The sequence below is a fragment of the Pseudochelatococcus sp. B33 genome, from assembly GCF_053570585.1.
The window spans coordinates 151,193-169,051 of sequence record NZ_JBSEFH010000003.1 but is presented as its reverse complement, the minus strand read 5'-3'; the positions used below and the strand labels follow the sequence as shown (position 1 = coordinate 169,051).

Sequence of the window (17,859 nt, the reverse complement as noted above, 5' to 3'; positions counted from 1 at the left end):
GTCATGGATCAGCTGTCGGAAGCGGGCAGGGCATCCCTATCCCGGGAAAGGTGGATGACGGTGCTCGCCCACTCATCGGTTGCCGAGATCGAGGAGCACTGGAAGGCGGTCCGCCAGCCGTCCTTCCAGTGGGTGCGTCGTCCCGAGCAGGGGGCGGCCATGGTCCGCGCCCGTGCTAACGGCACGGGCGTCCTTTTCAATCTCGGCGAGGTCGCGGTCACCCGCTGCTCTGTGCAGATCGAGAGCGGCGAGGTCGGCGTTTCCTATGTCGTGGGGCGCAGCAAGCGTCACGCGGCGCTTGCCGCCATTTTCGACGGACTCATGCAGCATGAGATGTCGACCGGCGGACACGAGATCGCGCCTCACATCGATGCGCTTGCCGAGGCCGCCGAGGAGAGGCGGCGTGCCATCGTCCGCGAAGCCTATGGCAGCAAGGTCGATTTCTTCATGGTCACGAGAGGGTAGGGGCAACAATGAACGCCATCACCATCGCCCCGCATTTCGCCGATCCCGTCCACCAGTCGCAGCGGGCGTTTCGCGGCATTCTCACGGCGCTCGCCCGTCCGGGCCGGATTATCGAGGTCTGCGTGCCCACCCGCCTGACGCCGCGCATGGAAGGCGCGGTTGCGGCGATCGTCCTGACCCTCCTCGATCACGACACGCCTCTCTGGCTCGACCGGACCTTCCTCACGGAGGAAATTCGGCGCTATCTGCGCTACCACACGGGCGCGCCTTGTGTTGTCGACCTGGCCGAAGCGGCCTTCGCCCTGATCGGCGAACCGGAAGACATGCCGCCGCTCGATGCCTTCGCGCCCGGCGAGCCGGCCTATCCCGACCGCTCCACGACGCTCATCCTCCAGCTTCCGTCGCTGGAAGGTGGCCAACTCGTCACGTTGTCCGGCCCAGGCATCGAGCACGAGATCGAAGCCGCGCCCACCGGCCTCCCCGAATGGTTCTGGCCCGCCTGGAACCACAATGCCAGCCGCTATCCACTCGGCATCGATGCGTTCCTGGCCTCGGGCAACCGCATCATGGGCCTGCCGCGCACTGCAAAGGCGACTATCCGATGAGCGCTATCAAGGGCGGCGAAAAAGCCATCGAAGCCTCGCACCGGCTGATCGCGAAGCGCAGGCGCGGCGACCGGTCCCTCAATGAGATGTCGGTTGCTCAGATTCGTGAGCAGCTCACGCTCGCCGTTGATCGCGTGATGGCCGAGGGCGGTCTTTATGACCCGACGCTGGCCGCGCTCGCGATCAAGCAGGCGGAGGGCGATCTCAGCGAAGCCATATTCCTGCTTCGCGCCTTCCGCGCCACCCTGCCGCGCTTCGGCTTCACCAGCCCCGTCGATACAGCCGCCATGACGGTTCGCCGCCGCATCTCCACCACACACAAGGACGTGCCCGGCGGGCAGATTCTGGGGCTGACCTATGACTACACGCACCGTCTCCTCGATTTCGGCCTGATGGAAGGCGGAGAGGATCGGGAGGGCGTGCTGCCGGAGGACGATGCCTCCGACGACGATATTTTCCGCCAGGCCGAAATCCTCACCCGGGATGTCGGGTCGCTGGCGCCGTCCGATGCGCTCGAAACGGAGCTGCCGGGCGACGCTTCGGACGTGGCGGACCTCACCCGCGACTCGCTCGCCTTTCCGAGCCGTCGCGACCAGCGCCTGCAGAATCTCGCGCAAGGTGACGAGGGCTTCCTGATGTCTCTCTGCTATTCCTCCATGCGCGGTTATGGCAGCAACCATCCCTTCGTCGGCGAGTTGCGGCATGGCGATGTGACGGTCGCGATGGAAATCCCGGAAATCGGGCTTGAGGTCGGGATGGGCTCGATCCGTGTCACGGAGTGCCGCACGGTCCACCTGTTCGCCGGCGATCCGGAGCGTCCTCCCGGCCATACGCGCGGCTATGGCCTCGTCTTCGGTCATGGCGAGCGCAAGGCCATTTCCATGGCCGTGGTCGACCGGGCGCTGCGCGGCAAGGAATTCGGCGAGGAGACGCAATATCCGGTTCAGGACGAGGAATTCGTTCTCTCGCACACCGACAATGTCGCCGCCTCCGGTCTCGTACAGCACCTGAAGCTGCCTCATTATGTGGATTTTCAGGCGCAGCTCCAGCTCCTCGCCCAGCTCCGCGCCACCCATGCCGAGAAATATGCGGCGGTGCAGGAGGAAGAGTCCGCTATCGGGGAGCCGGCCCATGCTGGATGAAATCGACGTCGAGGATACCGCCTACAGCTTTGCCTATCTCGACGCCCAGACGAAACGCATGGTCCGGCGCTCCATCCTCAAGGCCGTGGCGATCCCCGGCTATCAGGTGCCCTTCGGCAGCCGCGAGATGCCGCTGCCGCCCGGCTGGGGGACGGGCGGCATACAGGTGACGGCGGCGCTTCTCGGCCGCGACGACCGGCTGAAGGTCATTGATCAGGGTGCGGACGATACGGCCAATGCCGTCTCCATCCGCCGTTTCTTCGCCAGCGTCGCCGGCATTGCCACCACGGAGCGGACGGAGGAGGCGACCATTGTCCAGACACGCCACCGCATCCCCGAGACGCCGCTGAGGGAAGACCAGATCCTCGTCTTCCAGGTGCCGCAGCCGGAGCCGCTCCGCCGTCTCGTGCCGGAGGAATTCCACTCCCGGCGCATCCATGCCTTCGCCAATTACGGGCTGATGCATGTGATGCTGTACGAGAGCATCGCCCGGTACGGCCACATCGCCATGTCGCACAACTATCCTGTCCGCGTTCACGGGCGCTATCTCACGTCGCCGTCGCCGATCCCGAAATTCGACAATCCGAAGCTTCACCGGAATCCGGCCCTGGCGATCTTCGGCGCCGGCCGCGAGCGGCGCATCTACGCCATCCCGCCCTACACGGATGTGCGGAGCCTCGACTTCGACGACTATCCCTTCGAGGTTCAGCGCTGGTCCACCGCCTGTTCGCTCTGCGGCGCGACGGAGAGCTATCTCGACGAGGTACTGCTCGACGACAAGGGCAACCGCACCTTCGTCTGCTCCGATACCGCCTATTGTGCCGGCCGCCGCGAGAAGGGGGCCGCCGCATGAGCCTGCGCGAACCCATTCTCGATGTCCGCAATGTCGACAAGCGCTATGGCGAAACGGTCGCCTGCGAGGACGTGTCCTTCACTCTCCGTCGTGGCGAGGTTCTCGGCATTGTCGGGGAGAGCGGCTCGGGCAAGACGACGCTGCTCCGCTGCCTCGCCGGCCGCCTTGCGCCTGATTCGGGCGAGATTCTCGTCGATATTCCCGGCCTCGGCCGTTCCGACATCATCGCCATGGACGAGGCCCGGCGCGAGCAGGCTCTGCCGCTGGCGCTCTCCCTCGTCCACCAGAATCCGCGCGACGGCATCCGCCTCGACATCAGCGCCGGCGGCAACATTTCCGAGCCGCTGATGGGGCAGGGGAGACGCCATTATGGCGATCTTCGCTCTGTCGCGCTTCACTGGCTGAAGCGCGTCGAGATCGCGCCGGGACGGATCGACAGCCTTGCACGCACCTTCTCCGGCGGTATGCAGCAACGGCTGCAGATTGCCCGTTGCCTCGTCACCTATCCGCAACTCGTTCTCATGGACGAGCCCACCGGCGGGCTCGACGTTTCGGTCCAGGCGCGGCTTCTCGATCTCCTGCGCGGCCTCGTCCGCGAGCTCGGCATTGCTGCCGTCGTCGTCACCCACGATCTCGCCGTTGTCCGCCTGCTCGCCGACCGGCTGATGGTCATGCAGCGCGGCCGGGTGGTCGAGGAGGGGCTCACCGATCAGGTGCTCGACGATCCCCACCATCCCTATACGCAATTGCTCGCCTCCTCGGTCCTTCAGGCCTGAGGCGGCAGGAGTTTCCTCCATGACCATTCGCCTCGCCGCCGAGGGCCTGTCCAAGACCTTCACCCTCCACACGCAGGACGGCACCGTGCTGCCGGTCTTTGAAGGCATCGGGCTGCAGGTCAGGGCCGGCGAGTGCGTCTGCCTCCACGGCCCCTCCGGAGCCGGCAAGTCGAGCCTCCTCCGTTCGCTCTATGCGAACTACAAGCCCGATGCCGGCAAGGTCCTCGTCCTGCATGAGGGCGGGGAGGTCGATCTCCTCGCCGCCGATCCGTGGGAAGTGGTGGAGATACGCCGCCGCACCATCGGCTATGTCAGCCAGTTTCTGCGGGTTATTCCACGTGTTCCAACCCTTGAAATCGTCGCCGAACCGGCCATTGCCATCGGCCGCGATCCCACCGACACCTATAACGCCGCTCGCACGCTCCTGACCCGCCTCCGCATCCCCGAGCGGCTCTGGCCCCTTGCTCCGGCGACCTTTTCCGGCGGCGAGCAGCAGCGTGTGAACATCGCCCGCGGCTTCATCGTCGACTTCCCGGTGATGCTCCTCGACGAGCCGACCGCCTCACTCGACGCCGCGAACCGGCAGACCGTCATCGACCTCATCCGCGAGGCCAAGGATCGCGGCGCCGCCATTGTCGGCATTTTCCACGATGCCGAGGTCCGGAATGCGGTTACGGATCGCTTCTTCGAGATGCAGCCGGGCGTGTCTTGAACCGGCACTGGCCTCCAAACGTCCCGAATCCGCCCTTCTTTGCCGCTTTGAATAGGTCCCTGACAGAGGCAGTCTGAGACCATCCGCTGCCTGTTTACAGTCCGCGGAAAGCTTTAGGGGGGTCGGTCAGTTTCGAGAAGCGAATTTACCTCGCGGAAGAGATCGGACAGGGCGTCGATAGCGTCGGTGGAGTTGCGCTTGCGATCGATGCGGATCGCCAGACCTACCTTAGGGAAAGCCCCGTCAATCGCTCCGAAAGCGTCCAGAGACGCTCGGCTTCATCGGGGTCCATCGCCCAGGGTGCCACGCCCTTGTCGCCTGGCGCCTCGGCCTGCAGCAGGGCGACCTCGCAGTCCTCGCAATAGACGCCGCCGATGCCGCCGAGTTGCGGGCTCGTCGCTGCCCAGACGCTGGTCGCCGCCCCCTGTTCGGGGCTCTTCAGGTCGCGTGCAAGATCGACGCGGCGGTTGCCGTTCTCGTCGTAGACATCGAAAGCATTGATCTCGTCCTCGGAGAGATGCCGGGCGAGGTCGGTCAGGATGACGCCCGGATGCAGCGAGAAGGCGCGCACGCCCGCGCTCGCCCCGCGCCGGTCGAGCCCGAGCCGGCGCGCGGCTGGACCGTGGACTCGCTCGCCCGCATCGCCGGCCAGTCGCGCTCGGCTTTTGCCGAGCGGTTCCGCCTCACTATCGGCACGTCACCGATCGATTATCTCGCCACCTGGCGCATGCGACTTGCGGCGGCGCGGCTCCGGCGCGGCGACGAGCCTTTGCCGCGCATCGCGCGATCGCTCGGCTATACGTCCGACAGCGCCTTTGCCGCCACCTTCCGCCGCACTCTGGGCCATTCCCCCGCCCGCTACCGCAGTCTGCATCGCGGCATGCCTTCGCACGAGCCGGCGTGATCCGTCGGATCACCGATCGGAGATGATATGAACAAGGCCCGTCACGCCAGCTGTCGTCGTCGCACCGTCAGCTTCGAAGCCGACATCGATCTCGTTCGGAGCTCGCGTAATCAGATTCGTATCAGCTCTGAGGTGCGGTCCTCTTGATCGCCTTGTCGAGGAATTGATGAACGAGCGCCGCCACCTCCTCCGCATGGGTTTCCAGGGCGAAGTGGCCGGTGTCGAGCAGATGGATTTCCGCGTCCGGCAGGTCCCGTCGGTATGCCATCGCGCCGGCAGGCAAGAACGCCGGGTCATGCCGCCCCCAGGCCGCCAGGAACGGCGGGCGGTGCTCGCGGAAATAGGACTGGAAGGCCGGGTAGAGCGCAACGTTGCTGCGGTAGTCGAGGATAAGGTCGAGCTGGATATCCTCCGCGCCCGGCCGCGCCATGTAGGCGATGTCGAGTTCGTAGCCATCGGGCGACAGCCGGGTTGGGTCGGCTCCTGTGCCATACTGCCAGTTCCGGATCGTGTCCGGCGCGAGCGAGGCCCGACAGGCCTCCCGATTGGCGGCGCTCGGCTCGCGCCAGTAGGCCTCCCATCGCCCCCATTCGTCGCTGAACCCCTCGACGTAGGCGTTGCCGTTCTGCGAGATGATCGCGGTGATCCGTTCAGGATGGCGCATCGCCAGACGCAGGCCCACCGGCGCGCCGTAGTCGAAGATGTAGAGCGCGTATCGATCGAGGGACATGGCGTCGGTGAAGCCCTCGATCACGTCGGCAAGACGATCGAACGTATAGTCAAACGTCCCGCGCGGCGGTGCCTTGGTCTGTCCGAAACCGGGTAAGTCCGGCGCGATGAGCCGAAAACGATCGGCAAGGAGCGGGATCAGATCGCGGAACATGTGGCTGGCTGTCGGAAAGCCGTGCAACAGCAGGAGCGCCGGCGCATCGCTCGGCCCAACCTCGCGGTAGAAGACATCGACGTCGCCGACCTGTCGAAACCCGTAGCGTGTCGTCATCGTACAATCCTTTCATCTTTCGAAGAAACCTAGTGTATTTCTGCTGGCGGCATAATAAGGGAATCCAGTAAGGCTTGATTGCAGGATCGGAAACACTGATGGATCGTCTCGAAGCGATGTCGATTTTCGTGGCGGTCGTGGACGCCGGATCGCTTGCGGCCGCCGCCCGCAAGCTGGGCTACTCGCCGGCGTCGGTGACCCGAGCGGTCGCACAGCTCGAGGCCGGCGCCGGCGAGCGGCTCCTCGAACGGACAACGCGTCGCTTCGCCCTCACGCAGGCGGGCGTCCGCCACGTCGCGACCTATCGGCTGATGCTGGAAGAACTCGCAGGTCTCGAGGCGCAATCACAGGACGCCGCCATTGCCGGCGGCGTGGTCATCACCGCGCCCGAATTGTTCGGGCGGCTGCACGTCATGCCGGTGGTAGAGAGCTTCATGGCGGCGTTTCCCGGCACACGGGTGCGCGTGCTTCTCTTGAACCGCATGGTCGACCTTGTCGGTGAAGGTGTGGACGTCGCTATCCGTCTTGCGGAGCTGCCGGACTCGTCCATGACGGCCGTCAAGGTCGGCGAGGTCCGCAGACTGACCTGCGCTGCACCAGACTATCTCGATGCACGGGGGCGGCCGGGACATCCCTCGGATCTCGTGAACCACTGGTGCATCGGTCTCAACGAGGCGGGGGCGGAAGAGCTGTGGCGTTATCGCGAGAGCGCTTCCACACGCCGTGTGCGTTCGGTACGCGTGACGTGCCGCCTTGCGCTGAACAGCGCGGCTGCCGCAATCGAGGCCGCCGAGCGCGGAATGGGTATCGTGCGCCCCTTATCCTACCAGGTCGAGCGGCAGATCACAGACGGGTCTCTGGTCTCTCTTCTTCGGGATTACGAACCGGAGCCGATCCCGGTGCATCTGGTCTTCCAGCCGCGTCGGAGCCACGGCAGCGCCGTACGGGCCTTCATCGACCACGCAGTCCCGTTGCTGCGACGAGCGTCCGGAAAGCCGCCTGCACGGACCGCGTGAGGCTCGCCGGGTTGGAACGGTGTCATCGCCCTCTTTGAAAGGATCCTCGGCACAATGACCACTCACGACGCTGCGGTTGCCTCGACTGATCCTTCGACGATCCTGCCACGCTGCTCGTGGAGAAGGAGCCAGAACAGAAGGCATGGAAGCAGAAGAAGCGTGGCGACGGTCGCGACGGCCAGCCCGCCGATGATGGCGAAGGCCATCGGGCCCCAGAAGATCTGGAAGGCGATCGGCACCATGCCGAGCATCGCGGCGAGCGCTGTCAGGACAATGGGCCTCGCCCGGTGCGTGGAGGCGTGGACGATCGCGTCCCAGGATCTTCTCCTCGGCCTGTATTCTCGTCGACCTCCTGGATCAGGATCACGGCGTTGCGGATGATCATCCCGGCCAGCGCGATGACGCCGAGCTGCGCCACGAAACCCATGGGCGTGCCCGTCGGCAGCATGGCGGCGACAACGCCGATGAGACCGAACGGCGCCATCAGGATGGCGAGGCCCGTCCGGGCAAAGCTCTGCAGCTGAACCATCAGCAGCGCGAAGATAACGAACGCCATGGCGGGCAGAACGGCGAGGATCGAGTCCGTGCCCTTGGCAGCCTCCTCGACCACGCCGGAAATTTCGATTGCATAGCCGATCGGAAGCTGCGCGCGGATGGGTTGAAGCGTGCGATCGATGTCGAGAGCGACGGTCGCCGGCTGGATGCTCTTCCCGACATCCGCCTGGACGACGACCATCGCGTTGCCCGAGCGGCGCCAGATCACCGGTTCGTCAATCCCGTAAGCCACCGTTGCGATCTGGTGCAGCGGTATGCTGGCGCCGGACGAGGCGCGGAAATGCATGTCCTCGATGGCACGCACGGACGAGCGATCGTCGGCGTTCTGCGGCAGGTTCAGACTGACCAGAAGCTCGGGACGGTCGGATGCGGGGAAGAACTGCTCCTCCAGCCTCGTCGCTCCGAAGACAGCCACGGCGAACGCCGCGAGGAACAGCGTCAACGTGGCGATCCGCCACCGCATCGCCGTCTCAAGCAGGCGGCGATAGACGCGCAGGATTCGCCCCTCCGAGCGGGATCCGCGCCTGAAGGTGCTGCCGGCGCCCGTCGATCTCGGCACTTTTCCAGTGCAGATGGCTTGGCACGTTCGCTACCGCCACGATCCGGCCCACAGATGGTTGCGTTCGATGATCGGCGCACTGGCGAAAGAAATGACTCCGGAACAGACCTGAGACGGAACCGCTCGCCATCGCGGCCGCAGCGCTGAAGGATCTCGAACACATTCTGAAAGCCATGGCCGCCTAGTCCGCATGGCTCCCGGAAGTGCTGACGTCAATCGGGGTTGCCGACCTTCAGCCCGGTCCAATGCGCGGCGAACGCCCACTTGTCCGCGATCTCCTCGATGGCCTTGTCGGTCGGCTTGCCAGCGCCGTGCCCCGCGCGGGTCTCCACACGCAAGAGGCGTGGGCGGTCCCCGAGATCGGCGGCCTGGAGCGTCGCGACGTACTTGAATGAATGAGCGGGAACGACGCGATCGTCCGTGTCAGCCGTGTTGACAAGGATGGCCGGATAGGTCGTTCCGGACCGGATGTTGTGCAGCGGCGAGTAGGCCAGGAGGTTCTTGAAATCGGCCTCGACGTCCGGACGGCCATACTCCTGCATCCAGAGCTGTCCTCCGGTGAAGCGCTCGAACCGCAGCATATCGAGGACGCCGACACCCGGAAGGGCCGCCGCAAACAGGTCCGGCCGCTGATTGACGACGGCGCCGATCAGCAGTCCGCCGTTGGATTCTCCCTGGATGGCCAGCCCCTCGGGCGAGGCGATCCCTTCGCTCTTCAGGAATTCTCCGGCGGCGATGAAGTCATCGAAGACGTTCTGCTTGTTTTGAAGCCGCCCCGCGTCGTGCCAGGCCTTGCCGTACTCGCCCCCGCCGCGGATGTTGGCGACCGCATAGACGCCTCCCTGCTCGACCCAGGCCATGGCCGCCGGCGAGTAGTACGGAACCATCGAAATGGCGTAGCCGCCGTAGGCATAGAGCATCGTCGGCGCCGGGCCGGTCACCTCCCGGCGACGGACGATAAAGATCGGCACGCGTGTGCCGTCCTTGGACGCGTAGAAGCGCTGCTCCACGACGATCCGGTCGAGATCAATCGCAATCTTTGGCTCGGCCCAGACCGTCCTCGAGTTGGCGGCGACGTCATAGCGGTAGATGGTGGTGGGCGCGTCGTGGCTGGTGAAGACGAAGAACGCCTCGTCGTCGCCCGGACGGCCGTGGAAGACGCCGGCGCTGCCGATCCCGGGGAGTTCGACGGCGCCGTCGGGCGTTCCGTCGAGCCGGTAGCGCTTCACCTCTGTCTTTGCATCGACCATGTAGGAGACGATGAGGCGATCGCCGATGAACGCGCCGAAGCGAAGCACCGCGTCCTCCCTTTCCGGGATGAGGTCGGTAAACACAGGTTCGGGATCGGCGAGATCCACCGTCACGATCTTGCCGCGCTCCGCGCCTTTCTGCGTCGACAGGAAGAGCTTCGTGCCGACATTGCTGGCAAGGAGCCAGGTATGGTCGAAGGCGCCGACAACGGTCCGGACAGGCCAGTCAGGCTTTGTCAGGTCTATCGTCGCGAGCGCGTTGCCGCCCGTGAGGGCCGTCGAATAGATTACCGCATATCTTCCGTCCGCGGTGACGTCGACCGTGTGGATCAGCGGGTACTCCGACTCTGGAGCATGGACACGCTTGTCCTCGGATTGCGGCGTTCCAAGCCTGTGAAAATAGACAGCATGCCCAAGGGCCGGAGCGACGAACGCCGCGTCCTTCTCAGGTTCCGGGTTGCGGGAGTAGAAGAAGCCCGAACTGTCCTTCACCCAGGCGATGTTGTTGAAGCGTGCCCACTTGATCTCGTCGTCGAGGATCGCACCGCTCTCGATATCGAGGACGCGGATCGTGCGCCAGTCCGTACCGCCCTCCTGGATCGCGTAGGCGAGATGGATTCCGTCTTCTGACGGCGCCCATTCCGCCAGCGCGGTGGCGCCGTCCTTGGACCACTCGTTCGGATCGATCACGACACGATCCGCGCCGCTCGCACCTTCCCGGACGATGAGGACATGCTGGTTGTCGAGCCCCGCATTGCGCGCAAAAAAGTAGCGCTCTCCCCGCTTCGCCGGCGTGGTGAGACGCTCGTGATCGAAAAGAGCCGTCAGGCGCTCACGGAAGACGTCCCGTCCCGGGAGCCCGGCCAGGTAGGGCGCGGAGACGGCGTTCTGCGCCTCGACCCAGGCAGCGACATCCGGATCGCGGCGAATGTCGTTCTCCAGCCAGCGGTAGGGATCGGCGATCCTCTGGCCGAAATGCTCATCGGCGGCATCGACCTGCTTGGTTTCGGGATAGTTCATTATGTTCTCCTCGTTGGCAAATCCTGGAAGCGTCATGGAAAGCAGGCCCAGGTCGACGCGGCACGAACGATCCTCTGCTTTTGGAAACGAACGCTTTGCGGTGGGGTATTGGCGTTGGCCGGACAGCCGGAAGCGGGTCCGGCATGCCCGACGCGATGAAACCCCGACATGTTGTCTCCCTGGGGCCTACCCCTCCACGGGGTCGCAGATCGGCAAGGTGCTCACCGACCGGATGGCAGCGGCGAGCCTGCCAGCCACTTCGTCCGGTTCAAAACGTTGGCCGTGGTTGATCGCGGCCGAACAAATGGACTCATCCACCACGCGCACGGCGGCCATCGCTGCGGCGGCGCAGAGTTTGACGTCGAAATCGTCGGGCGATCGGCCAGTGCGTTCGGCGATGATCTGGACCAGATCGTGTTCCGCCTGTGCGCTGGCCATCAGATACGCTGAACGCAGAGCGGGTTCCTGTTCAAAGCGCGAAACAAGGCGCGCAGCAGCCACGCCGTCGCTGATCTCCTCCTCGGTGCGAAGCATGGACCCTATGGTCTGGTGCAGATGGGTCTCGATCGAAACCTGCCGGGGCCAGGCCCGAAGCAATTCGACGAAGCGGTAGCCGGTGACCAGAAACAAAGGCTCCACACAGGCTTCCTTGGACCTGAAGTAGCGCCAGACCGTGCGCTTCGAGAGACCGGCAGCAGCCGCGATTGCGTCCCCGCTCGTTGCCTCCACGCCGTGTTTCCAGAACAACGCCGCCGCATGACGGGAGACAGCCAGCCTCGCCTCGTCGGTCTTCGAACGCTTGATCCTTTCCTCCTGTCACTTAGTGTCAAATTCTGTATGTCACTAAGTGACAGATTGGTCAAGCGATATCCGAGCCACCAGAAGGATCACCACAGTGACCGGTCTTGGCCGCCATTGTCGCGCCATAGTCACGCTGGAAGAGGCATCTGGTAAAGAGGGCCGGCACGGAGTTCAGGCGAAGTTCGTCTCCGGCGTCAGATTGGCCGATGGACTGGAGCATGACATGAAATCTCTTTTTCTGCGGACGTTGACCTTCACAGCCATGATGACCTTGTCGGCCGTGCCGGCGCTTGCCGTCGAGACGGTGCGCTCGGCCGTGGACGCGGTGGTGAAACCGCTGATGGCCGAGCATGACCTGCCCGGCCTTTCGGTCGCGATCCTTCACGACGGCGAGCACCATGTCTTCCACTACGGCGTCGCATCTCGCGATACCCGCGCGCCGGTGGACGACAAGACCCTGTTCGAGATCGGATCGCTGTCCAAGCCCTTCACCGGAACGCTTCTCGCGCGCCTCGAAGCGGAAGGGGCGGTCGATCTTTCGGCGGCGGCGCAGACCGTGCTGCCGGAGCTTGCGGGGAGCCCGATCGGCAGCGCCAGCCTTCTCGATCTCCATACCTATGTCGCCGGCGGGCTGCCGCTCCAGTTCCCGGATGGGGTGGACAAGACGAACTTTGCCGCATTCTACCGGCGCCTCGAGCCGACCGGCAAAATCGGCGCGAGCCGCCTCTATTCGAACCCCTCGATCGGACTGTCCGGTCATCTCGCCGCGGCGAGCGCCGGACAGTCCTTCGCCTCGCTTCTGGCCGACAAGGTCTTCGAGCCCCTCAAGCTCGCGGACACGTTCCTCGAGGTCCCCGAAGACCGCATGGCCGACTACGCGCAGGGCTACACGCGCGACAATGCGCCTGTGCGTGTCAATCCCGGCCTCTTCGACCAGGAAGCCTATGGCGTGAAGACCACGGCGCGTGATCTCCTTCGCTTCGTGGAGGCATCGGTGAATCCTGAAGGGTTCAGTGAAGGCCTCGAATCGGCCCTCGTCGCGGCGCGCACTGGCGTCTACCGGGTCGACCGTATGCATCAAGGGCTCGGCTGGGAACTCTATGGCGTCCCGGCTCGGCTCGGCGACCTTCTGCAGGGTGCCGATCCGGCATTCGTCCTGGAATCGAATGCGGTGGAGCGGCCGGACGCGCCGGTGACCGGCGCGGCGGTCGGCACCGTCTCGAAGACCGGCTCCACGGGCGGCTTCGGAGCTTACGCCCTGTTCCAGCCCGAGCGCGGCACGGCGATCGTGATGCTCGCCAACCGCTTCTGGGCGAACCCGGCGCGCATCGAGGCGGCGCACACGATCCTCGCCAAGATCGATCCGGATTTCGTCGCCGACTAGCTCGTATCAGGGGTTACTGAAAATAAGAAGGGCCTGCAAAGGGCAGGGTTGGAACGGACAGGCCACGGCGCTCCAGCGCCGTGGCCTGATTTCGTCACGTCTACGCCAAGCTTACCGGGCCGCTTCTTCAATCAGGTCTGCGACGACCTGCGGCTGCGAGACCATCACGACGTGCGACGCGCCTTCGACCACGATCGTGCGCCTGGAGCCCGCGCGCTCGGCCATGAACCCGAGCGCCTGGGCCGGAATGTTCTTGTCGCCATCGCCGTAAACGAAGTACGAGGGCAGCGACTTCCACGCGGGTTCACCGGACTTTTCCGTCAATGCCGCTTCAGTGATGGGCCGCTGACCGGCCGCCATCAACGCAGTTGCCTCGGCCGGAACGTCATACGCAAACTGATCGCGGAACTTCGTCTGATCGATATACAAGTCAACGCCGCCATCAGCGAGCTTGACCGGGGGAGCAAGCGCGTCACCAAGCGTCCCGCCGGGGAACTTGCCGGCCAGATCGGCCGCGGCCTCGCCAGCGTCCGGTGCGAAGGCCGCTACATAAACCAGCGACTTGACGTTGTCGTGGCCCTTCGCCGCGTTCGAGATGACCTGACCACCATAGGAATGGCCGACAAGAACCACCGGGCCTTCAATGCTTCCAACGACATCGGAAACATTGCGAGGGTCATTCGACACACTGCGCAGCGGGTTGGCGACAGCGACGGTCCGGAGGTCGCCGCCACGCCTGAAAGCATCGCCGTGAGCCCGGACGGGAGCCGCGTGGCCGTCGTGGCGAACACGTCCGAGGCGAGCACGGTCGAGATCATCCCCTATGTGGAAGGGGCCTTCGGCACAGGCCGGCGCTTCGACCTCGCCAGTCTCGGCATCACCGGCGCCACCGCCACGCCACGCGGCGGAGTGACGGCCACGGCGGTCAACTGGCATCCTTCCGGCCGGATCCTCGGCGTGAACATCAACACGCAGGATCGCGTGGCGTTCTTCACGCTGAGCGAGGCGGACGGCCAGCTCGTCCTTGATGCCTGGGGAGAACCGGTCGAGGTTGGCCGGGATCCCTTTGTCGGGCGCTTCACACCCGATGGCCGCTACTATCTGACCTCGGACTGGGGGCGTGACTTCGCTGCGACGAACCTCGAAGGACGTCTGCCGCAGGAAGCCTCGTCGATCAGCGTCGTGCGCCTGGCGGATATCGGCTCGTCGGGCGCGGCGGCCCGCCATGAACGGATCGGCGGCGCGGATCCGCGGAAGGCATCGCCATCAGTCCGGACGGACGGCTCGTTGCGACCGTCAACATGCGCGGAACGGCGTTCCCGCCCGATTCTCCGCGCTTCGACCGGCATGCCACGGCCAGCCTGCTGACCTTCGACCCGCAGAGCGGCACGCTCGCCAAGGTCGCGGACTACCCCTTCGACGGCGTCCTCCCCGAAGGTGGTACCTTCGACCTGACAGGCGAGCATTTCCTGGCCACGGTCTTCGAAGGGCATGAGGGCGCCGGGCCGGATGCGGCTGCGGGCCTTGAGGTCTTCCGCGTTGTCGGCGGAAAACAGCCGGCGCTCGAACGGATCGGGCGCATCCCCACACCCCACGGAGCGCATCATGTCGCCGTTGCGCGATAGGCCGACGGGGCATCGTCGAGGCAGGGCACACGGGCGCTGCGCGTCCTGCTGCTACTGCCGGTTGCGCTGGCGCTGCGTCAGTATATCAGCCCCAGACTGAGCCTGATGGCGTCGCGCACCTCGCGTTCGGCGATTTCGAGGAAGACGCGTGAAACCTGGGAAAGCGGTTTGTTGGCCGAGGAGATGGAATAGACCCGCAGGGGAATTCTCGGCCTGAAGCGGCGCAGCACGTAATTGTGCGACCTGTTCATCGATTGGGTGATCGGGTCGACGAGGGCGATACCGGCATTGGCGACGATCTCGCCAGCGAGATGCGATGCGTTGATTTCCGCGACCACATGGGGATGCACGTGCTCCCCGGCGAAGGTTTCGCGGATCAGGTGAGCAGGTGGGGACGACGGATTGAGCAGGATGAGCTGTTCGCCTTTCAGATCCACAGGCGTGATCTCCTTCTTCGCCGCGAGCGGATGATCGCCGTGGATCTGGCAGACGAACTCCGATTCCGCGATCGGGTTCATCCGCAGATTGAGGTTTTGCGGGTCGCCATGAATGAAGCCGAGCTCGATCTCGTGCTGCTCCACGGCCTCGATGATGCGCGCCGACATTTCCGCCTGGAACTTGACCTGAACCTTGGGGTGGGTCGAGATGAACAGTCCGACGCTGCGAGCGATGGCGCCGACTGCAAGGGCATGGATCGCTGCGAGTTGCAGCTGGCCATGGCGGGCCTCCTGCAGGGCAACGATCTCATCGCGAAAAATTGAAACCTGATTCAGCAGCTTCTCCGTTTCCGCCAGCAGCCGCAACGCATCCTCGCTTGGCTGCAGGCGGCCGCGCACGCGCTGGAAGAGCTGTAGCCCCACTGTTTCCTGCAACTGGGCGATAGCCTTGCTGACAGCCGGCTGGCTGATGTTTAGCATTTCCCCCGTCTTGGTGACGCTGAGGGTCTGGACCAGCGTGCGGAAGATTTCGAGATGTCTGAGGTTGGGAGAGTGCATAACCAAAATGACATGAATTCGAAAAAATTTTCTCATTAGACATAATCACGGGCGGACACCAAACTCAACCAGCCAACTAAAAACAGCTTCTGGAGTGGTGGACGTAATGACACTTCTGTTTGAACGGTCGGAGTATCTGGAGCGCGTTGCCAGGACAAAGGAGCAGATGGTCCGGGCGGATATCGACCTTCTTCTGGTCGCTAGTCCGGCCAATCAGTTCTATCTCACGGGTTACGACGGCTGGTCGTTCTATACGCCACAGATGGTTATCGTGTCTCTCGATGCAGAGGAGCCGGTCTGGTTCGGGCGCAAGATGGATGCCGTCGGCGCGAAATTCACGGCGTTCCTCGCGCCGGAAAACGTCGTGCCCTATCCTGACAAATATGTCAGTTCTCCCGATCTCCATCCGATCGAGAACCTGGCGGAGCTCATTCTGGAAAGGGGCTGGGGCCGCTCGCGCATCGGCGTGGAGATGGATGACTACTACTACACCGCCCGCTGGCACCAGATCCTGACGGACAGCCTGTCGGAAGCCGCGTTCAGCGATGCGTTCCTGTTGGTCAATCGGGTGCGGATGAAGAAGTCGGCGCGCGAAATCGAGTATATGGCGCAGGCAGGCGCCATCGCCGGCGCGGCGATGGAAGCCGCTCGGCGGTCGGTGGCCGCGGGTGTGCGCCAGTGCGACGTCATGGCCGAGCTCTACAAGGTGACGACAGCCGGCACGCCGGAATTCGGCGGCACTTTCCCCTGCAAGCCGCCCAATGCGATGGTCGGCGAATATTGCAGCGCGCCGCATCTGAGCTGGACCGACGCGCCGCTGCGGGAGGACGAGATCTTCTACATCGAGATGGGCGGCGTCCGTCATCGTTATCATTCGCCCCTGTCGCGCTGCGTCTACGTCGGCAAGCCCCCGGAGGAACTGGTGCGCACCACCGCGATCATCCGCGAGGGGCTGGAGGCCGTGCTCGACATCGCGCGTCCCGGCGCCTTGTGCGAGGATCTCGCCCATGCGTGGAAGCGGGTCACCGCCAAATACGGCATCGAGAAGGATTCGCGGATCGGTTATCCCGTCGGCATCGGCTACCCGCCGACATGGGGCGAACTGACGTGCAGCCTGCAGAGCGGTGACAGGACGGTGATGGAGGAGAACATGACCTTCCATTGCATTCCGGCCCTCTGGCTCGACAAATACGGGCTCGTCGTCAGTGAATCATTTGTCGTGACACAGGACGGCGCCAAGACATTCGCCAACTATCCAAGGGAACTGCTTACGAACCAGTGACAGCTGCCGATCCGGAGAGGCGGACATTGGGCGAGCCCATCCATCGCTCTGCCGCGTTGATCGGATATCGGATTCTTCCGGGATGTGAGACCACGTCCCGCATTGAAGCAAAAACCGGGGATCGGAGATGAGGAACATTATCTATCCGGGCGCAACCTTCGTAGTGTTCCTTGCCGGATGGTATGCGGCTTCCACTGTCCTGGAGGTCCCGGCATATCTTCTGCCGCGGCCGGACGTCGTCATTGCCCGGCTGATCGAGGATTTTTCGTTTTTGATGCGTCATTCCTGGGTCACCGTCTATGAAACGCTGGGTGGTTTCCTGCTCAGCGTCGTCATCGGTATCCCGCTGGCGTTTGCCCTTGTTTCCTCGCCGATCCTCGACCGGGCGATCATGCCGTGGCTGGTCCTGTCCCAGACGTTTCCCAAGGTGGCGCTCGCGCCGCTGATCGTCGTCTGGTTCGGGCTCGGCGTATGGCCCAAGATCCTTGTCACCTTCCTCGTCGCCTTCTTCCCCGTGGTGATCTCCGCGGTGGTCGGCCTGCGTTCGATGGAAAACGACATGGTGGAACTCGCCACGTCGATGCGGGCGAGCAAGTTTCAGATCTTCTGGAAGTTCAGATTGCCGCTGGCGCTGCCCAATATTTTTGCAGGTCTCAAGGTATCCGTCGCCTTTTCGGTGGTTGGCGCCGTCATCGCCGAGTGGGTGGGCGCGACGGAGGGGCTCGGCTACCTGCTGCTGGTGGCCAATGCGAATCTCGATACGCCGTTGCTTTTCGCTGTCCTCGTCATTCTTACGGTAATCGGCATCGTACTCTACTACGGCGTCGAGTACCTCGAGGAGAGGGTGATCCCCTGGCACGCCATCGTCAGATTGAGGGAGGCGCCGGGCGTATAACGGCCACGACTCTGGGAGGA

The 17,859-nt window shown here is 64.3% G+C and carries 19 protein-coding genes and 3 pseudogenes; 13 read left to right on the top strand and 9 right to left on the bottom strand.

All coding sequences use genetic code 11. The features are described from left to right. Nucleotides 1–3 precede the first annotated feature (3 nt). From phnG to phnL, 6 genes are read left to right on the top strand one after another with little or no spacing between them, the layout of a single operon-like run. The gene (phnG, locus tag ACUSIJ_RS04335; RefSeq protein ID WP_449307137.1) at nt 4–465 is read left to right on the top strand and encodes a phosphonate C-P lyase system protein PhnG; all 462 of its coding nucleotides are present in this window, start codon (nt 4–6) and stop codon (nt 463–465) included. 8 nt (nt 466–473) lie between these two features. Next, complete coding sequence (phnH, locus tag ACUSIJ_RS04330) at nt 474–1,070, top strand: phosphonate C-P lyase system protein PhnH (protein ID WP_449307136.1); 597 nt, start codon at nt 474–476, stop codon at nt 1,068–1,070. Further along, a complete protein-coding gene (locus tag ACUSIJ_RS04325; protein WP_449307135.1) occupies nt 1,067–2,212 on the top strand; it encodes a carbon-phosphorus lyase complex subunit PhnI in 1,146 nt (381 codons plus the stop codon). The genes phnH and ACUSIJ_RS04325 overlap by 4 nt, the downstream gene beginning before the upstream one ends. After that, nucleotides 2,202–3,065, top strand: coding sequence for an alpha-D-ribose 1-methylphosphonate 5-phosphate C-P-lyase PhnJ (locus tag ACUSIJ_RS04320; protein WP_449307134.1), 864 nt, complete (start codon nt 2,202–2,204; stop codon nt 3,063–3,065). The genes ACUSIJ_RS04325 and ACUSIJ_RS04320 overlap by 11 nt, the downstream gene beginning before the upstream one ends. After that, a complete protein-coding gene (gene phnK / locus ACUSIJ_RS04315) occupies nt 3,062–3,841 on the top strand; it encodes a phosphonate C-P lyase system protein PhnK (protein ID WP_449307133.1) in 780 nt (259 codons plus the stop codon). Before ACUSIJ_RS04320 ends, phnK begins: the two co-directional genes overlap by 4 nt. Before the next feature lie 19 nt (nt 3,842–3,860). Beyond that, a complete protein-coding gene (gene phnL, locus ACUSIJ_RS04310; RefSeq protein ID WP_449307132.1) occupies nt 3,861–4,553 on the top strand; it encodes a phosphonate C-P lyase system protein PhnL in 693 nt (230 codons plus the stop codon). Nucleotides 4,554–4,669: 116 nt separating this feature from the next. Here phnL and ACUSIJ_RS04305 read toward each other — a convergent pair. After that, nucleotides 4,670–4,789, bottom strand: a pseudogene (locus tag ACUSIJ_RS04305) (IS3 family transposase); the annotation flags it as partial. After that, nucleotides 4,777–5,124, bottom strand: coding sequence for a hypothetical protein (locus tag ACUSIJ_RS04300; protein WP_449307131.1), 348 nt, complete (start codon nt 5,122–5,124; stop codon nt 4,777–4,779). The gene ACUSIJ_RS04300 and the pseudogene ACUSIJ_RS04305, both read right to left, overlap by 13 nt. Between ACUSIJ_RS04300 and ACUSIJ_RS04295 the strand changes: the two genes are divergently transcribed. Further along, nucleotides 5,104–5,457: a helix-turn-helix transcriptional regulator gene (locus tag ACUSIJ_RS04295; protein WP_449307130.1), complete on the top strand. Its 354-nt coding sequence runs from the start codon at nt 5,104–5,106 to the stop codon at nt 5,455–5,457. The genes ACUSIJ_RS04300 and ACUSIJ_RS04295 overlap by 21 nt on opposite strands. Nucleotides 5,458–5,578: 121 nt before the next feature. Here ACUSIJ_RS04295 and ACUSIJ_RS04290 read toward each other — a convergent pair whose 3' ends face one another. Next, nucleotides 5,579–6,457 carry an alpha/beta fold hydrolase gene (locus ACUSIJ_RS04290; protein WP_449307129.1) on the bottom strand — a complete coding sequence of 293 codons (879 nt, stop codon included), beginning with the start codon at nt 6,455–6,457 and terminating at the stop codon, nt 5,579–5,581. Between the two features lie 98 nt (nt 6,458–6,555). On the opposite strand from ACUSIJ_RS04290, the gene ACUSIJ_RS04285 reads away from it, so the two are divergent. After that, nucleotides 6,556–7,473, top strand: coding sequence for a LysR family transcriptional regulator (locus ACUSIJ_RS04285; protein WP_449307128.1), 918 nt, complete (start codon nt 6,556–6,558; stop codon nt 7,471–7,473). A gap of 62 nt (nt 7,474–7,535) precedes the next feature. On the opposite strand, the gene ACUSIJ_RS04280 is transcribed toward ACUSIJ_RS04285, so the two are convergent. Further along, entirely contained in the window at nt 7,536–7,742 is a 207-nt protein-coding gene (locus ACUSIJ_RS04280; protein ID WP_449307282.1) for a hypothetical protein, read from the bottom strand. After that, a complete protein-coding gene (locus ACUSIJ_RS04275; RefSeq protein WP_449307281.1) occupies nt 7,739–8,314 on the bottom strand; it encodes an efflux RND transporter permease subunit in 576 nt (191 codons plus the stop codon). The genes ACUSIJ_RS04280 and ACUSIJ_RS04275 overlap by 4 nt, the downstream gene beginning before the upstream one ends. A gap of 226 nt (nt 8,315–8,540) precedes the next feature. Between ACUSIJ_RS04275 and ACUSIJ_RS04270 the strand changes: the two are divergent. Beyond that, nucleotides 8,541–8,699, top strand: a pseudogene (locus ACUSIJ_RS04270) (LysR family transcriptional regulator); the annotation flags it as partial. A 100-nt stretch (nt 8,700–8,799) separates the two neighbouring features. On the opposite strand, the gene ACUSIJ_RS04265 reads toward ACUSIJ_RS04270, so the two are convergent. After that, nucleotides 8,800–10,857 carry a prolyl oligopeptidase family serine peptidase gene (locus ACUSIJ_RS04265; RefSeq protein WP_449307127.1) on the bottom strand — a complete coding sequence of 686 codons (2,058 nt, stop codon included), beginning with the start codon at nt 10,855–10,857 and terminating at the stop codon, nt 8,800–8,802. 186 nt (nt 10,858–11,043) lie between these two features. Continuing rightward, nucleotides 11,044–11,604: a TetR/AcrR family transcriptional regulator gene (locus ACUSIJ_RS04260; protein ID WP_449307126.1), complete on the bottom strand. Its 561-nt coding sequence runs from the start codon at nt 11,602–11,604 to the stop codon at nt 11,044–11,046. Nucleotides 11,605–11,881: 277 nt separating this feature from the next. Here ACUSIJ_RS04260 and ampC point away from each other — a divergent pair, with 277 nt between their 5' ends. Beyond that, the gene (gene ampC, locus ACUSIJ_RS04255; RefSeq protein WP_449307125.1) at nt 11,882–13,042 is read left to right on the top strand and encodes a class C beta-lactamase; all 1,161 of its coding nucleotides are present in this window, start codon (nt 11,882–11,884) and stop codon (nt 13,040–13,042) included. Between the two features lie 111 nt (nt 13,043–13,153). On the opposite strand, the pseudogene ACUSIJ_RS04250 reads toward ampC, so the two are convergent. Further along, nucleotides 13,154–13,789: pseudogene (locus tag ACUSIJ_RS04250) on the bottom strand (alpha/beta fold hydrolase); the annotation flags it as partial. A gap of 554 nt (nt 13,790–14,343) precedes the next feature. Here ACUSIJ_RS04250 and ACUSIJ_RS04245 point away from each other — a divergent pair. Then, nucleotides 14,344–14,667, top strand: a complete 324-nt coding sequence (locus ACUSIJ_RS04245; RefSeq protein ID WP_449307124.1) for a hypothetical protein — start codon at nt 14,344–14,346, stop codon at nt 14,665–14,667. Between the two features lie 77 nt (nt 14,668–14,744). On the opposite strand, the gene ACUSIJ_RS04240 is transcribed toward ACUSIJ_RS04245, so the two are convergent. Beyond that, nucleotides 14,745–15,662, bottom strand: coding sequence for a LysR family transcriptional regulator (locus ACUSIJ_RS04240; protein ID WP_449307123.1), 918 nt, complete (start codon nt 15,660–15,662; stop codon nt 14,745–14,747). A 106-nt stretch (nt 15,663–15,768) separates the two neighbouring features. Here ACUSIJ_RS04240 and ACUSIJ_RS04235 point away from each other — a divergent pair, with 106 nt between their 5' ends. Then, nucleotides 15,769–16,944 (top strand): M24 family metallopeptidase, encoded by a 1,176-nt coding sequence (locus ACUSIJ_RS04235; protein ID WP_449307122.1) that lies wholly within the window; start codon nt 15,769–15,771, stop codon nt 16,942–16,944. A 127-nt stretch (nt 16,945–17,071) separates the two neighbouring features. Beyond that, nucleotides 17,072–17,839, top strand: a complete 768-nt coding sequence (locus ACUSIJ_RS04230) for an ABC transporter permease (protein ID WP_449307121.1) — start codon at nt 17,072–17,074, stop codon at nt 17,837–17,839. Nucleotides 17,840–17,859: the final 20 nt, after the last annotated feature.

Bases quoted from the DNA above. Each gene is read 5' to 3' on its own strand.
- phnG (WP_449307137.1), top strand. From the start codon at position 4: ATGGATCAGCTGTCGGAAGCGGGCAGGGCATCCCTATCCCGGGAAAGG.
- phnH (WP_449307136.1), top strand. From the start codon at position 474: ATGAACGCCATCACCATCGCCCCGCATTTCGCCGATCCCGTCCACCAG.
- ACUSIJ_RS04325 (WP_449307135.1), top strand. From the start codon at position 1,067: ATGAGCGCTATCAAGGGCGGCGAAAAAGCCATCGAAGCCTCGCACCGG.
- ACUSIJ_RS04320 (WP_449307134.1), top strand. From the start codon at position 2,202: ATGCTGGATGAAATCGACGTCGAGGATACCGCCTACAGCTTTGCCTAT.
- phnK (WP_449307133.1), top strand. From the start codon at position 3,062: ATGAGCCTGCGCGAACCCATTCTCGATGTCCGCAATGTCGACAAGCGC.
- phnL (WP_449307132.1), top strand. From the start codon at position 3,861: ATGACCATTCGCCTCGCCGCCGAGGGCCTGTCCAAGACCTTCACCCTC.
- ACUSIJ_RS04295 (WP_449307130.1), top strand. From the start codon at position 5,104: ATGCAGCGAGAAGGCGCGCACGCCCGCGCTCGCCCCGCGCCGGTCGAG.
- ACUSIJ_RS04290 (WP_449307129.1), bottom strand. From the start codon at position 6,457: ATGACGACACGCTACGGGTTTCGACAGGTCGGCGACGTCGATGTCTTC.
- ACUSIJ_RS04285 (WP_449307128.1), top strand. From the start codon at position 6,556: ATGGATCGTCTCGAAGCGATGTCGATTTTCGTGGCGGTCGTGGACGCC.
- ACUSIJ_RS04275 (WP_449307281.1), bottom strand. From the start codon at position 8,314: ATGCATTTCCGCGCCTCGTCCGGCGCCAGCATACCGCTGCACCAGATC.
- ACUSIJ_RS04265 (WP_449307127.1), bottom strand. From the start codon at position 10,857: ATGAACTATCCCGAAACCAAGCAGGTCGATGCCGCCGATGAGCATTTC.
- ampC (WP_449307125.1), top strand. From the start codon at position 11,882: ATGAAATCTCTTTTTCTGCGGACGTTGACCTTCACAGCCATGATGACC.
- ACUSIJ_RS04245 (WP_449307124.1), top strand. From the start codon at position 14,344: ATGCGCGGAACGGCGTTCCCGCCCGATTCTCCGCGCTTCGACCGGCAT.
- ACUSIJ_RS04240 (WP_449307123.1), bottom strand. From the start codon at position 15,662: ATGCACTCTCCCAACCTCAGACATCTCGAAATCTTCCGCACGCTGGTC.
- ACUSIJ_RS04235 (WP_449307122.1), top strand. From the start codon at position 15,769: ATGACACTTCTGTTTGAACGGTCGGAGTATCTGGAGCGCGTTGCCAGG.
- ACUSIJ_RS04230 (WP_449307121.1), top strand. From the start codon at position 17,072: ATGAGGAACATTATCTATCCGGGCGCAACCTTCGTAGTGTTCCTTGCC.